At 62.6% G+C, this 15,086-nt stretch carries 11 protein-coding genes and 1 pseudogene; 3 read left to right on the top strand and 9 right to left on the bottom strand.

All coding sequences use genetic code 11. The features are described 5' to 3' along the window. Both CWI66_RS18275 and CWI66_RS01375 read left to right on the top strand, forming a co-directional pair. Window positions 1-77 (top strand): annotated as a pseudogene (locus CWI66_RS18275) (FAD-binding protein); the annotation flags it as partial. A 70-nt stretch (window positions 78-147) separates the two neighbouring features. After that, the gene (locus tag CWI66_RS01375) at window positions 148-1,107 is read left to right on the top strand and encodes an NAD(P)H-dependent flavin oxidoreductase (RefSeq protein WP_100730721.1); all 960 of its coding nucleotides are present in this window, start codon (window positions 148-150) and stop codon (window positions 1,105-1,107) included. Here CWI66_RS01375 and CWI66_RS01370 read toward each other — a convergent pair. From CWI66_RS01370 to CWI66_RS01335, 8 genes are all read right to left on the bottom strand, one after another. Next, window positions 1,089-1,868 (bottom strand): enoyl-CoA hydratase/isomerase family protein, encoded by a 780-nt coding sequence (locus CWI66_RS01370; RefSeq protein ID WP_100730720.1) that lies wholly within the window; start codon window positions 1,866-1,868, stop codon window positions 1,089-1,091. The genes CWI66_RS01375 and CWI66_RS01370 overlap by 19 nt on opposite strands. A 10-nt stretch (window positions 1,869-1,878) precedes the next feature. Then, complete coding sequence (locus tag CWI66_RS01365) at window positions 1,879-2,997, bottom strand: acyl-CoA dehydrogenase family protein (RefSeq protein ID WP_100730719.1); 1,119 nt, start codon at window positions 2,995-2,997, stop codon at window positions 1,879-1,881. Window positions 2,998-3,006: 9 nt separating this feature from the next. Next, entirely contained in the window at window positions 3,007-4,200 is a 1,194-nt protein-coding gene (locus CWI66_RS01360; protein ID WP_096922951.1) for an acyl-CoA dehydrogenase family protein, read from the bottom strand. After that, window positions 4,197-5,705 carry an enoyl-CoA hydratase/isomerase family protein gene (locus CWI66_RS01355; RefSeq protein WP_100730718.1) on the bottom strand — a complete coding sequence of 503 codons (1,509 nt, stop codon included), beginning with the start codon at window positions 5,703-5,705 and terminating at the stop codon, window positions 4,197-4,199. The genes CWI66_RS01360 and CWI66_RS01355 overlap by 4 nt, the downstream gene beginning before the upstream one ends. Window positions 5,706-5,999: 294 nt before the next feature. Then, window positions 6,000-7,145, bottom strand: coding sequence for a TAXI family TRAP transporter solute-binding subunit (locus CWI66_RS01350; protein ID WP_100730717.1), 1,146 nt, complete (start codon window positions 7,143-7,145; stop codon window positions 6,000-6,002). A gap of 21 nt (window positions 7,146-7,166) precedes the next feature. Then, a complete protein-coding gene (locus tag CWI66_RS01345; RefSeq protein ID WP_100730716.1) occupies window positions 7,167-9,173 on the bottom strand; it encodes a TRAP transporter permease in 2,007 nt (668 codons plus the stop codon). 49 nt (window positions 9,174-9,222) lie between these two features. Continuing rightward, window positions 9,223-10,383: a TAXI family TRAP transporter solute-binding subunit gene (locus CWI66_RS01340; protein ID WP_100730715.1), complete on the bottom strand. Its 1,161-nt coding sequence runs from the start codon at window positions 10,381-10,383 to the stop codon at window positions 9,223-9,225. A gap of 233 nt (window positions 10,384-10,616) precedes the next feature. Next, complete coding sequence (locus CWI66_RS01335; protein ID WP_100730714.1) at window positions 10,617-12,320, bottom strand: SulP family inorganic anion transporter; 1,704 nt, start codon at window positions 12,318-12,320, stop codon at window positions 10,617-10,619. A gap of 237 nt (window positions 12,321-12,557) precedes the next feature. On the opposite strand from CWI66_RS01335, the gene CWI66_RS01330 reads away from it, so the two are divergent. Then, the gene (locus tag CWI66_RS01330; protein ID WP_100730713.1) at window positions 12,558-14,204 is read left to right on the top strand and encodes a methyl-accepting chemotaxis protein; all 1,647 of its coding nucleotides are present in this window, start codon (window positions 12,558-12,560) and stop codon (window positions 14,202-14,204) included. Here the strand turns inward: CWI66_RS01330 and rarD are convergent. Continuing rightward, window positions 14,178-15,083, bottom strand: coding sequence for an EamA family transporter RarD (gene rarD, locus CWI66_RS01325; protein WP_100730712.1), 906 nt, complete (start codon window positions 15,081-15,083; stop codon window positions 14,178-14,180). The two genes, CWI66_RS01330 and rarD, sit on opposite strands and share 27 nt — an antisense overlap. Window positions 15,084-15,086: the final 3 nt, after the last annotated feature.

Here is a 15,086-nt window from a genome sequence, read left to right as displayed (position 1 = left end):
CGATCTTCCAGGTAGCCGACTACGGCCTGGTGGGGGATCTGTTCGAGATCCTGCCGGAGCTGGAGAGCAAGCTGTAAACCTCCTCTAAAAAGCCCCGAAAGGGGCTTTTTTCGCTTCCAGCTTTTAATAACAATTAGCGAGTAGCTTATGCTGACCCAACTGACTGCCTCAATGACGCTGCCGGTCATCGGCTCTCCCATGTTCATCGTTTCCGGTCCTGAGCTGGTCATTGCCCAGTGTCAGGCGGGGATTATTGGCGCGTTTCCGGCGCTGAACGCCAGGCCTGCGGAAGTGCTTCGGGAGTGGCTTCAGCAGATTACCGCGACGCTGGACGCCTATAACGCTCAGCACACGCAAGAGCCCGCGGCACCGTTTGCGGTGAATCAGATCGTACACCCCACCAATGACCGCCTGGACCACGATGTAGCGCTGTGCGCGGAGTTCAAGGTGCCGCTGATCATCACCAGCCTGCATGCGCCCAACCGGGTGGTCGAGCAGGTACACGCCTACGGCGGCCTGGTGTTTCACGATGTGACGACGATCAGGCACGCCCAAAAAGCCATCGATACCGGAGTGGATGGGCTGATTCTGGTGTGCCATGGCGCAGGCGGCCATGCGGGGCGGCTCAACCCCTTTGCCTTCGTGGCAGAGGTTCGGCAGTTCTACGATGGGCCTCTGGTGCTGGCGGGGGCGATTACCAAAGGCGAGCAGATCGCCGCCGCGCAGGCGCTGGGCGTGGACATGGTGTACATGGGCACGCGCTTCATTGCTACCCGGGAAGCCAATGCCCAGCCTGCTTATAAGCAGATGGTGCTGGAGGCTGCTGCCGGGGATATCGTTTACACCAACCTGTTTACCGGCGTGCACGGCAACTATCTTCGCCAGAGCATCGAGCTGGCCGGGCTGGACCCGAATGCGCTGCCCGAGGGCGACAAGAGCGCCATGCGCTATGGGTCAGGTGGCAGCAGCAAAGCCAAGGCATGGCGGGATATTTGGGGCGCAGGGCAGGGGGTGGGCGGTATCACGACGCTCAACAGCGTGGCCGATGAAGTGGCCACCCTGCGGGTGGATTACCAACAAGCACGGGATCAGTTGCGACGGCGCTGACGAAAGGCGGCCACGCGCGCTTGAAAATCCTCCGTGGCTTTACACGCATCCTGCAGCGAGCCTTCCAGCGTCAAGGTGTCGTCGAGCGACAGGTTGGCTGCCTGTCGCAAGGCGCGTTTGGTGGCTCCCAGCGCTTGGGGAGATTGCGCCACCAGCGCCTGTGCCAGCCCTCGGGCTTCCGCGAGCACCTGATCATCCTCCACCACTCGATTGACCAGACCCAGCGCCACGCAGCGCTCGGCGTCGATGGGGGTGGCCAGCGCCGCCATTTCAAAGGCCTGGGCATGACCCAGCTTGCGCACCAAATGCCAGCATGCGCCGCCATCAGGAATCAGGCCAATAGTGATAAAAGCCAGCTTCAGGTACGCCGAGCGGCCCATGACCACCATGTCGCTGGCCAGCACATAGGAGACGCCAATCCCCGCAGCGGCACCGCTGACCGCTGCGATCACCGGCTTCTCCATGGTCATCATGGTGCGCAGCGCAGGAAGAAAGAGCGTCGCCAGCCGCTCGCTGGCGGGCTGTGTGGTGGCTTTCTCGAACTCTGCCAGGTCGGCACCGGCGCAGAAGGCGCTGCCTTCGCCGCTGAGAATCACGCAGCGCACCTGTGAGTCTGCCGCCGCCCTGACAAGGGCTTCGTTGAGTGCCAGGGCCGTGGGCTCGTTGAGAGCATTGCGCACCGCTGGGCGCGCAATGGCGATGTGGGTAATACCGTCTGCTGTTGGGTGGACCCGCACCAGCGGCGTGGCTTGCTGACTCATATTCGGCTCCTCAGGCGGCGTCCAGCTGTTCGCTCAGCGTTTCAAGGTGGAAGTCGCTATCGCCCAGGTAGTGATCGAACATGACCAGGTGCTTGGCATAGTGGGCCACGTAGCACTCTTCGGTCATGCCCATGCCGCCGTGCAGCTGAATGGCCTGTTCGGCAATGAAACGCGCTGATTCACCGCAGTACGCCTTGGCCGCGGCCAGCTTTGCATCCCGTTCCTGGGCGGGCAGTGAGAGGCTGGTGGCGGCAAGAATCGCCATGGAGCGCGACTGCTCCAGGTGCAGGTGCATGTCCACCATGCGGTGCTGCAGCGCCTGAAACGTGGCCAGCGGCAGGCCAAACTGCTTGCGCTCTTTCAGGTACGCCAGCGTCTGGTCGCAGGCGGTTTCCATGGCGCCGATGGCGTCGGCGCACAGCGCTGCCCGGCCCAGGGCCAATACCTCTGCCAGTGCCTCACCGGCGTCTTCGCTCAGGCAGTGCTCCAGCGGCAGGGACACGTCGTCCAACATCATGTCACCGGCGGGCTGGTCATCCATGGTGCGATAAGTGCGCTGCGAAACGCCCTGAGCATCGGCAGGCACGATGAACACGCCTAACTGGCCATTGGGCAGTTGGGCGGTGACCAGCGTGGCGGCGGCATTGGCCAGGTTCATGACCACGTCCTTGCGGCCATTGAGCAGCCACTGGCCGTTGTGCTGGCGCGCGTGGGTCGATATATCGAACGCGTCATAGCGGGCGGCGTGCTCTTGCCAGGCCAGGGCAAGCTGGTGCTCGCCTTCCAGCAGCGGCGCCAGCCAGCGCGCCTGCTGTGTCGGACTGCCACATAGCGCCAGCAGTTGCCCCGGCATGACCAGCCCAAACAGGTAGGCTTCCGGGACCAGGCCGCGCCCCAGTGCCTGCATGATGATCATCAGGTCGGTGCCGTCGCCGCCCAGCCCTCCCACGTCTTCGCTGAACGGCATATGCAGCAGCCCCAGTTCGGCAAAGGTGCGCCACAGGGGGCTGGCGGCGTGTGACGGCGCTTCCAGCAGGGCGCGGCGTTGTTCAGGGGATACCTGGTCGGCCACCAGGCGTGTCAGTGTCTCTTCGAGCATGCGCTGCTCGTCGGTGAGTGCGAAATCCATGGTGACCCCTTACATGCCTAGAATGGTTTTAGCGACGATGCTCTTTTGAATCTCGTTGGCCCCGCCATAAATCGACAGCTTACGCCGATTGAAATACTGAGCGCTCGCAGCAGCGCTCTGGGCGGCGTCGTCTTCCAACGTGTCGTCACCGTGGAGAAACTCGGGAAAGAACGGCAGCGCGGCAGGCCCCAGCGCACGGCGGGTCAGTTCGCTGAGCTCCTGGCGCAGCTCCGAGCCGCGTACTTTCAGTAGGGAGCTTTCTGCCCCGGGAACGCCGCCCTCCCGGGAGGCGGCAATCACCCGCAGGTTGGTGACTTCCAGCGCCATCAGCTCCAGCTCGGCTTTGACCACCCGTTGGCGAAAGCTGGGCAGCGCCAGCAGCGGCTTGCCGCGATGCTGCATACGGGAGGCCAGCGACTTCAAATGGCGCAGCGCCTGCTTGGCGTGGCCCAGCCCGGCAATGCCGGTGCGCTCGTGGGTGAGCAGGAACTTGGCGCAGGTCCAGCCCTGGCCCTCGTCACCCACGCGGTTCTCCACAGGTACGCGCACGTTATCGAGGAACACCTCGTTGACTTCATGGGCACCGTCGAGGGTGATGATCGGGCGCACGGTAATGCCGGGGGTCTGCATATCAATCAATAAAAAGCTGATGCCTGCCTGCTTTTTGGCCTGGGGGTCGGTGCGTACCAGGCAGAACATCATGTTGGCGTGCTGACCCAGGGTGGTCCAGGTTTTCTGGCCGTTGACCACATAGTGGTCACCGTCACGCACCGCACGGGTCGACAATCCGGCCAGGTCCGAGCCAGCGCCCGGCTCGGAGTAGCCCTGGCACCACCAATCCTGATTGTCGAGAATGCGCGGCAGGTAGTGTTGCTGCTGCGCGACACTGCCGAACTTCATGATCACCGGCGCCACCATGTTGACGCCAAAGGGGACGACCGTGGGAGCGTGGGCGGCGGCGCACTCTTCATCGAAGATATGCCGCTGCACCGGCCCCCAGCCCGGGCCACCGTGTTCGACTGGCCAGTTGGCGGCGAGCCACCCCCGTTCACTGAGAATGTTCTGCCAGCGCAGGTGGTCGTCGGCGCGCAAATGGCGCCCCAGGCGTACCCGCTCACGGATGTCCTCGGGCAGTGAGTCGCTGAGAAATTGGCGGACTTCCTCGCGGAACGCCTGCTCTTCGGGGCTAAACGTCAGGTTCATGAGTGTGCATTCCTGGCAGTGGTCGATGAGGTGTCGGAGGCGGGCTGGGCCAGCGTGGCCTGGCGGTGAGCCCCGCCTGAATGCCGGGGGTAGCCCAGGGCTTCCACCGAAAGCAGATCGATATCGCTTTCCCGGTAGCAGGCTCCCTGCTGGGCCAGGTCCAGGCTGGCCTGCTCCAGCGCCGTTTGGGTGCCCTGGGCAGGCGCTTGCGCGGCGGCGTCATGCAGGGTACTCAGCACGCCAGGGGAGCGCGTCACGACCACACTGGCCCGCAATGCCTTGAGGGTTAACGCCGCCCGCTGCTGGTCCAGCGCGCTGGCGTGGTGATTGACCAGTTCATGGAAGGCGCCATGCTCAGCCAGCACCAGGCTCAAGGAGGCCGAGGGCAGGTCTGTGTCAATGTGTTCGTCAATGTCTTTGTCAATGGCTGCGTCAATGGCTGCGCTGATGGGGGCAGTAAGTGGCCGCAGCGCTAGCGTGACGGCTTGGCCGGGGCAGGTGCTGGCATCCACGCCGGGCGCCAGCAGGCACAGTTCGGTGTTGGCGTCTGCTGTGGGTGTCAGCGTTATCCCCGCCCGCTGGGCGGCCTGCTGCAGCGTGTCGAACAGCGGGTGTTCACCGATCAGCGCTAGCTGGGTGAAGAGGGCCGCGTTCTCTACGCCGGGCACCAGGTGAGGGTTTCGGGCGGCAAAAAAGAGGTGGATCAGTCCTGCCCGTTGTGGGGAGTCCATGCAGGCCAGAAACAGTGCCCGCTCCTGGCGCAGGCCCTCTTCCAGCGATGCCGCCTGGGTGCAGGCATCGATGGCTTCGACGATGCGAAATGGCGAAAACAGCTCCGGGACGCTGCTTTCGAGCTGCGCCCGCATGGCAGCCATGACCTGAGGGTCGGCGTCGGGTGCGGGGAGCTGCCCGGTAATACGCGTTGTCTGCTCTCCCGCCAGCACTGCCCGTGCAGCGGTAAGCCCGGCTTCCAGCGGCGTTGCGGCGTCGCTGATGGCATCGAGGATTCCGATGGCATGGGCTTCCGTGGCCTCCACGAAGCGCCCGCTGGTGATGATGTCCAGCGCATTTGCCACACCCGTCAGCCGGGGTAGACGTTGGGTGCCGCCTGCGCCGGGCAGCAGGCCGAGCTTCACTTCTGGCAGGCCAACCCGAGTGCTTGCCAGCGCCACGCGATAGTGACAGCCCAGCGCGACTTCCATGCCACCCCCCAGCGCCGTGCCGTGCAGCGATGCCACCAGCGGTTTGGGGCATGCTTCCAGTTGGCTAATCACGTCTGGCAGAAGCGGCGCCTGGGGCGATTTGCCAAATTCGCGGATATCTGCCCCGGCGATGAACGTGCGCCCCTCGGCCATGACCACCAGCGCCTGGGCCTGCTGGTCGGCGATGCCTGCTTGCAGCGCGTCGAGCAAACCGCGCCGCACGGCCTGGCTCAAGGCGTTGACCGGTGGGTTGGCGATACTGATGACACCCACCTCGCCATGCCGCTGGTAGTGAACACTCATGATGGCTCCCGTGTTTCGCTATATGAAACTAAGCATTGTTATTTGGAATATACATCGATCATGGCGAAAGACGCCGTTGGAGTCAATAATTCAAAACATTGTTTTGCATTGCGGAATTTATGGCTTTGAATAAAAGGCCGCACAGTGGCGGCCTTGGGTAAAAGATGAGGCGAAATATGAAGCGCGGCGTGGGGCAGGCTTGTCGAGGTAGGCCTGGCGATAAGGTGCGCATGGGACACCCGCCACGTCAGCGTAAAGTGGCCCACCGCAGCTCGCCGTCTTTTCAGACAGAGCCTAGAACACTGGTTTCAACCCAGCCTCTTCCAGCGCGGTGCGACGCACCTGCATCCAGCCGTCGATGAACGCCGTTTCGTCTCCGGGGGCATCGGCTTGATACGCTTCCCAGGTCTCCATCAACAGCTGTTGCCGCGCTACCAGGGCGTTCTGATGGGCCTCCATGGCATCGTTCCACACGCCGGTCTGTTGGTAGTAAGCCACCACGGCATCGTGGAAGGGCACCACCCAGGTCAGGTTCTGGTTTTCCAGCGCATAGCCGCTGGCACCGGGGGCGTTGTCCTTGTAGTCGTCAAAGGACTCCACCAGCGTGGTGATCAGCCCGGTAACGGTTTCCGGTGCCAGGTCGGCGTTACTCACCATGATCGGGTAGGGGTAGCTGGCGCTGGCCAGCGGCTGCTCGGCATCGATACCCGCGCCAGAGGTCACGTCGTGGGGCTGAAAGTAGGGGGCTACCTCCAGCATGCGTGCCCAGCCTGCGTCATCGTCCGTGGGTAGCGCTGGCCACTGCAAGCCGCGTGGGCTAGCCGCCAAGCGCTGGGCCGCCGGAGTGACCGTGGTGGTAATCGCCGCATCGGCACGGCCGCTGATGATGCCGTCGAAGGCGGCGTTGTAACCGGGGAAATCGACACGCTGCACGTCATCCCAGGTCAGCCCGGCAAATGCCAGATAGGCTTCGGCGGCCTTGTTCAGGGCATCGTCGCCACGCAGGTAGGCTAGCCGCTTGCCCTTGAGGTCGGCGATGGAGTCGATCTCCACATCGCCAGCTACCGCCATGCCCAGCCCGAAGCTGGCCATGGCGGTGGAAATGACGCGAATGGGCTGAGGCCCCCAGTCCGGTCCGGCAAACATCATGACGCCTTCCGAGCCGTAGTAGCTGGCAATGCCGCAGGCACACAGATCCACGCGGCCGGTTTTGAGCGGCGTCATGCGCATGGTGTCGTTTTCACCGGGAATGACCCGGGACTGAGTGCCATGCTCCTCCTGAAGCAGCTGGCTGATCGCCATGATCTGGGCGTGGCCGCTGGTGCCCGTGCCATACGCCGTCCAGTTCAAGGTGCTGGGCATGGCGCTGGCGCTGCCCGCTGCCAGCAGGCCAGCGGTGACGCTACTGAGGGCGAGGGTAAGCGTTGTTCTTGTGTTCATGATATCTCCTCGTGGTGGGTATCAAGCGTTGGCCGTCAGCGAACGCTGGTGGTGGCGCTGGCTAAGCCGCGCAAGGGCAACCCCTGGCAATAGTGCTGCCGCGGCCAGGCCAATCAACTCCCACTGGCTCAGCGGAACCATGCCGCCCCCGGGGAGCGCCAGCAGCAGGCCCGCTACCAGCACCAGACCACGAATGACTGCCTCTTGCAGCATGCCGTATCCCAGCCGCCCGACGCCCATCAGATAGCCCTGCATGGCCGATGCGAACAGGATGATGCCGATGATGGCCTGAATGAATACGGCGACGATCACCAGTGGCTCGCCCTGCATGATCAGCGCCGGATTGAGGACGAACAGGAAGGGAATGAAGTAGATCACGCTGCCCAGGCGCATGGCCTGCAGGCCGGTCTCCATGGGGCGGGCGCCCGCCACCGTGGCGGCGGCAAAAGCTCCCAGCGCCACGGGGGGCGTGATGAAGCTCAGCATGCCCCAGTAGAGAATGAACATGTGCACTGCCATGGGGTCCAGGCCGCCGCCTTGAATCAGCGCCGGGGCCAGCGCCACGGCCAGGAAGATGTAGGCTGCGGTCACGGTCATGCCAATGCCCAGCACGAAGCTGGTGACCGCCCCCATGATCAGCAGCAGCGGTACGCTGCCCCCGGCGATGTTGATGAAGTCGTTGGCAATGGTGCCTGAAAGGCCGGTCATGGAGAGCGCGCCCACCAGCATGCCCACCCCTGCCAGAATGGCGATGAGTTCGGCAAACAGCTTGGCGGCCGAAGATAGCGTGTCGGCAACATCCTTCCATCCCCAGCGGTTCTGGCGGGAAAGCTGGTTGAGTACCAGCAGCAGGGCGGTTGCGTAGAACGGTGCCACCGCTTCGCGCTGCATGACCAGCAGCATCCACACCAGCAGGCCAAAGACGAAGATGAAGTACCAGCCCTCCTTGAGGGTTTGCCAGACCGACGGCAGCTCTGCCGCAGGCAACCCCTTGACATCATGGCGGGCAGCGTAAGCGTCGATCTGGATGAACAGCCCCAGAAAGTAAAGAATCGACGGAATGACGGCGGCCAGCGCAATGGTGGAGTAGGGCACGTCCAGGAACATGGCCATGACGAAGGCGGTGGCGCCCATGACCGGCGGCATCAGCACGCCCCCGGTGGATGCACAGGCTTCGACGCCGCCAGCGAACGAACGGCTCATGCCGATGCGGCGCATGGCGGGGATCGACAGCACCCCGGTGGTCAGGACGTTGCTGATCACGCTGCCGCTCATGGAGCCCATCAGCCCGCTGGAGAAAATCGATACCTTGGCAGGGCCGCCGCGCACATGGCCCAGCAGTGCAAAGGCCAGATTGATGAAAAACTTGCCGCCGCCGCTTTTTTGCAGCACGACGCCAAACACCAGAAAACCGATGACCAGCCCGGCAAAGGCCTGCAGTGGCACCCCCATGATGCTTTCGGTGCTCATGGTATGGTACATGGCCGTTTCAGACAGGCTGGACGGAAACGCTTGAATCGGGCCCGGCACGATATCCGCCACCAAGGGGTAAAGAGAGAACAGCCCGGCAATGATGGCAATCGGCAGGCCGCCCGCCCGGCGGGCAGCTTCGATGATGAGAATCCAGTAAGTGTAGCTGGCGTAAATGGCGATGTCCGGGGCCGAAAACGCCCAGCCGCGCTCGAGAATAGACACCGCGTTATAGACGAAGTAGCCGCCAATCAGCAAAGTGACGGCGCTGAGCAGGTAGTCGTACCAGGGGATGGGCTGGTCCTGCTGACGGCTGAGCATGGGCCATAGCAGAAAGACCAGCGGCAGCAGCAGTGCCACCACTGCGTAATAGAACTGGGTCTCGAGCCCGGTCACGAAGGTGAGCCAGCCCCAGTTGAACAGGTAATCCAGCGTCATCATCATCAGCAGCACGGTGACGGCGGCGGGCACCCAGCGAAGCGCGGGTGGCAGTTCGCGGATTTGGCTGATCTTTTCTTTGACCTGCGGGGCATTGGCAGGCGCGGTATCGGTGGTCATAGTGCGTTCCATCAATCAGCTGGGGCGGCGAGCGCCGCCCCGAGGCGAGTTACTCGAAAATCGGCTCGAATCCGGCGTCGGTCAATGCCGAGGCGCGGGCCGCCATCCACTCGGTAGTGAACGCGTCCGAGTCGCTGGGTGCGTCTGCCATGAACGCCTCCCAGGCTTGCAGCAGGACATTTTGCCGCTCGACCAGCTGATCCTGATGAGCCTGCATGTCATCGGTCCATACGTCGATTTCCTTGTAGTACTCCACCACCGCGTCGTGGAACGGCACCACCCACTGTAGATCCTGGTACTCCAGCGCGTAGCCCACGGCTCCCGGCGCGTTGTCCTTGTAATCGTCGTAATGGTCATTCATGGCTCGAATCAAACCATAGGCGACCTTGTCATCCAGGTCCTGATTGGCCACGACGATGGGATAAGGGTAGCTGGCGCTGGGGACCGGGTTATCGGCGCTGATGCCGCCCGCGCCTGCAGTGACTTCATGGGGCTGAAAATAGGGGGCAACTGCCGCCATGCGTTCCCAGCCTGCTTCATCGTTTGGGTCGAGTACCGGCCAGCTGATGCCTCTGGGGCTGCTGGCCAGCTGCTGCGCAGGGGGCGTCACGGTCGTCGTGAAGGAGGCATCCACATCCCCGGCGATGATGCCGTCGAAGGAGCGCCCGTAGCCCGGATAGTCGACGCGCTCGACATCGTCCCAGGTGAGCCCACCGAAGGCCAGATACGCCTCGGTGCCTTTATTCAAGGCATCGTCACCACGAACGTAGGCAATGCGCTTGCCGGCCAGGTCCGCAGGGGTTTCAACGCCCAGGTCGCCGGCCACGGCCAATGACAGGCCGAACGACGCGGTAGACGTGGTGATCACGCGCAGCGGCTGTGGGCCCCAGTCGCGATCAGCGAACATCATGACCCCTTCGGCGCCATAGTAGCTGGCGATACCGCAGGCGCACAGGTCGACACGCCCTTGTTTCAGGGGCGTCATGCGGGAAACGTCGTTGTCGCCGGGCAGTATGCGCACCGAAGAGCCGTAATGGTTCTGCAGCATGTTGCCGATGGCAACGGCCTGGGCGTAGCCGCTGGAGTTGGTGCCGTAGGCCGTCCACGCCATGGTGCGCGGCAGTTCTACTTCGCTGGCGTGGCTGACGGCCGCACCCAGTAGAGAAAGCGGCAGGGCGGCGATGAGCAGGCGGTGAGCAAATGGATGCATTTTCATGCTCCTTTATTGTGGTTGTGATGGTCGCTATCAGGTTGTTACGCTTTGCTACATTGTGTTTTGCTATGCGGTATTTGATTCTGCTGAGTGGTCAGGTGATAGTAGGTAAGCCGGTGGAGGCTGTCAACGCCGTTTGATGAAGTACCCAAAAAAGCCGATTGCTAAACGCAAAAAGCCGAGCAATGGCTCGGCTTTTCAATTGATTTTCAATGGCTTGGAAGATTGGGTTATGGGGAGAATTCACGCCAGGCAGCATAGGTGCTCAAAAATACCCGGCCAGACAGCGCTTCGAGAAAGTCGCTCTTTTTCAGTTGGTCCATCACCGGCCCCTTGACCTCGGCAAGGTGCAGCTTCACTTCGGAATCCTTCAGCCGTGCGTTGATGGCATCCAGGCTTTCCAGGGCAGAGGCGTCGATCAAATTGACGGCCGAACAGATCAGTACCACGTGTTCCAGCTCGGGTCGGCTGGCCACCAGGTTGTAGACGGTATCTTCGAGGTAGCGGGCGTTGGCGAAGTAGAGGCTCTCATCGATGCGCAGCAGCGCTGCATTTGGAGCGGTTTCGACATCATGGCGCTCGGTATTGCGAAAATGTTCGGTGTCGGGCACCCGGCCTACCAGCGCGCTGTGGGGGCGGCTGGTGCGATAGAGAAAAAGCGCGATGGAGAGCGTGACGCCGCCAATGATACCGGCCTCGATGCCTTCGACCAGGGTCAGCAGAATCGTGACCGCCATGGCGGCAAAGTCACTGCGGGAGTAGCGCCAGGTCTGGCGCAGCATGGGCATGTCCACCAGCGTCAGGATGGAGACCGTGATGGTGGCCGCCAGGGTGGCGATGGGCAGGTAATAGAGCCAGCCGGTGAACGCCAGCGTCACCAGCCCAATGCCCAGGGCGGCAAAGGCCCCTGCGGCCGGGGTCTGTGCCCCGGCATCGTAGTTGATCACGGTGCGCGAGAGCCCGCCGGTGACCGGCATGCCACTGGTGAAACCTGCCGCCAGATTGGCGGCACCCAGGCCGATCAACTCCTGATTGGGCGAGATACGCTGGCGGCGTTTGGCGGCCAGCATCTGGCCCATGGAGACCGACTCCACAAACCCCACCAGACTGATCAAGAGGGCAGGAACCAATAGTGCCCGCCAGAGCGAGGCATCCCCCCAGGGCAGGCTGAACGCGGGCAAACCGCTGGGAATCGTACCCACCACCGCCACACCCTGATAGGCCAGCTGCCAGTGCCAAGTGACCAGCGTCGTGATCAGCACGGCAAATACCGGGCCTGCCTTGGTCAGCAGGTCAGCCAGGGATGCAGGCACGCCTAGCCAGATCAACGAGCGTTTGCCGTAGCGGCGCAGCGCCACCAGAAACAGCAGCGTCCCCACGCCAATGGTTGCTGTGTAGGGATTGATGTCAGGCAGGTTGGGCAGCAGCGTCATGAGCCGTTCGACGAGCGTAAAGCCGCTGCTGGCAATTCCCAATAGGCCGCCCAGCTGGCTCACCGCAATCAGAATGCCGGAAGCCGTCAGGAAGCCAGAGATGACCGGGTGGCTCAGGAAGTTGCTGAAAAGCCCCATTTTCAGGCTGCCCATGACCAGCAGAATCATGCCCGAGAGCAGCGACAGCACCAGTGCGGCTTGCAGGTATTCGGCGCTACCGGGAGCGGCCACCGACGAGAGTGCCGCCCCCGTCATCAGCGCGATGATGGCCACAGGGCCCACCGCCAGGGTCCGGCTAGTGCCCAGCAGGGTGTAGAGCAGTTGGGGCAGTAGACTGGCGTAAAGCCCTACCACGGCAGGCAGCCCGGCCAGCAGAGCGTATGCCAGCGACTGGGGAATCACCATGACCGTCACGATCAGGCCCGCCATGAGGTCGGCCCCCAGCAGGCGCCGATGATAGTGGGGTAGCCAGGCAAGAATGGGCAAATAGCGCTTCAACATGAGCTCTCGCAGCGTTGGCCATATCAGGAAAAACGGGACCTGCAAAACGGAACATAGTTTAGCCTGTTTAGTTATAAAAATGTCATGTTCACTCGCCCAGGGGCCAAATATTACCTTTTGCTATCCCCCCAAAGTGCTACTTATTTCACCTGTGGAACTGGTTAAGCTGACTGAGTGGTAAACGCGGTCTGTATTGCGCCATGACTCGACGATCTCAACAATAAAAGAGTACTCATTATGCGACTGCTTCGCTGGCTGTTACCGCTGCTATTGATCAGTGCTGCCGTCGGGATGACCTGGCGAGGAGGCTTCTGGGCGTATGCTGGGCTCGCCAGCGCCCTTTTCGCGGGGGGCGCGCTGGTGGCCGCCGCCCTGTACGACGTGTACCGTGCCGATCATCAGCGTTTGGTATCGGTGCCCCGCAGTATCAGGCCGATTCAGGACTATGGTGCGCTACGTGGCATGGCGTATCGCCTGATGCATCGCGCCAGCAGTACTGCCATTGCCTCGGCAGAGGTGTCCCATTACGCCGACCTGATGGCCCAACGTCTCGCCAAACAAGAAAACATGGCCAGTGAGGCCTCTTCCAGCATGAGCGCCATCAACGCTGCCATCATGCAAGTCAGCGCCAGCGCGACACAGGTAGCAGCCCTGGCCGAGAGCGCCCAGCGGGCGAGTCATGACAATCATGATGCGCTGGCCGATATCATTCAGGACATGAGCGATGTTGCCGAGCGCTCCGGCCAGGCGTTGGATATGCTCACCGAGCTGAATGACAAGATCGAACGGGTGCGCAGCGTGACCTCGATGATCGAGGGGGTGGCCGAACAGACCCACTTGTTGTCGCTGAATGCGTCTATCGAGGCTGCCAGGGCCGGTGAGCATGGCCGAGGCTTTGCGGTGGTGGCGGGGGAGGTGCGCGACCTGGCGCTGAAAACGTCCACGGCCACCCAGAGTATCGATGGGCTGGTCAAGGATATGCACCAAAGCGGCCAGAGTGTCGTCAGCACCATGGGCGGGCTGATGACCCGGGTGCGAGACCGGGCTGAGGAGATGCAGCAGGTAGGGAGCAGCCTGGCCACCATTACCCAGGAGTTCGACCAGGTGCAGCAGGAAATCACCAGCGTGGCGGGTGCCATGGACAGTACGCGGGCCCACAGCCAGACCGTGGCGGACAGCCTCGACCAGCTGGAGCACGATGTAGATGAAGGGAACCGCCATATGCACGCCCTTGCCCAGCAAGCCCATGCCCTGATGGACGCGGCCGAGAGCGTGGACGCAGAGTTGGCCCAGCAGCGGCTGGAAGGGCGCCATCAGCAGGTATTCAAGGTGGCGCGTCAAACTGCCGACCAGATTGGCAAGCTGTTCGAAAAGGCCTTGAGCCGAGGCGAGCTATCGGAGGCCGCGTTGTTCGATCCGGATTATGCGGTGATCCCTGGGACCCAGCCGCCGCTTTATCATACCGGCTTCGATGCTTTCACCGACCAGCAGCTGCCCGCCCTGCAGGAGCCGCTGTTGGCAGGTCACGGCCTGAGCTACGCCATTGCCTGTGACCGCAATGGCTATGTGCCCACCCACAACGCGGCGGTGAGCCGTGAACCCACCGGCGACCCGCAACACGATTTGAAATATTGCCGCAGCAAACGCATTTTCGATGACCCCACCGGTCGCCGCTGTGGTGCCCATGAGCAGCCGCTGCTACTGCAAACCTACAAGCGCGACACGGGCGAGATCATGCACGACCTGTCGGTCCCCATTCATGTGCACGGCAAACACTGGGGTGGCTTCCGTGTGGGCTATCAGCCCGAACAAGCCGCACAGGCTCAAGCCCCAGAGCAGGTGCCTGCCACGCTGGCCTCAAGCGGCCGCCTGGCGCGGGCGTGATTGCCAGGACGACCATGAATAGAGCGCCAGGCCTGTCCAGATCATCAGAAACGTGACGAGCTGAATCAGGCCCAGCGGCTCTCCAAACACGGTCAGTGCAATCAAAAACTGAATGCTGGGGTTGATGTACATCAAGAACCCCAGGGTGGCCAGCCGCAAGCGGCGTGCGGCCCCGGCAAACGCCATCAGCGGCAGGGCCGTAAGAATACCGCTGACCACCAGTAACGCCGACATGGGCACGTCGTGCAGAAAATGCGACGTGCCTTGCCAGCTCATCCAGCTCAGCGCCATCAGTGCCAGCGGGAAGAGCAGCAGTGTTTCCACGAACAGGCCGGACAGCCCATCCAGCGGCACCTGCTTGCGAAAGAGTCCATAACTGCCGAAACTCAGCGCCAGCAGCAGGCTGATCCACGGCAACTCCCCCAGCATGACGAATTGCACGGCAATCGCCAGGCTGGCGAGACCAAGTGCCACCAGCTGTAGCCGGGCCATGACTTCCCTGAGCACCAGCATGCCCAACGCAACGTTGACCAGCGGGGTGAGAAAGTAGCCCAGGCTGGCCTGCAGCACCTGCTTGCTCTCCACGGCATAGATGTAGATGCCCCAGTTGAAGGCGATCAACAGCGCGCAGGCCAGCACCCTACCCAGGCGCCTGGGCTCGACCAGTGCGGCCACCACCGGAGGCCAGCGGCGCAGGACGCTGATCAGCCCGACCAGGAACAGGCATGACCACAAAATGCGGTGGATCAGAATTTCAAACGCGGGTATTCCATCGAACAGCGCAAAGAACAGCGGAAAACAACCCCACATGGTATAGGCGGTCAAACCGAACATGACGCCCTTGACCGCTTCAGGGTCTCTGGGTGCAGAGGGAAGCATAGC

It is taken from the genome of Halomonas sp. 141, from assembly GCF_002810305.1.
In the GTDB taxonomy this organism is placed as follows: Bacteria; Pseudomonadota; Gammaproteobacteria; order Pseudomonadales; family Halomonadaceae; genus Vreelandella; species Vreelandella stevensii.
The sequence above is the reverse complement of the archived record's forward strand: the minus strand, read 5'-3'. Positions and strand labels throughout refer to the sequence as shown.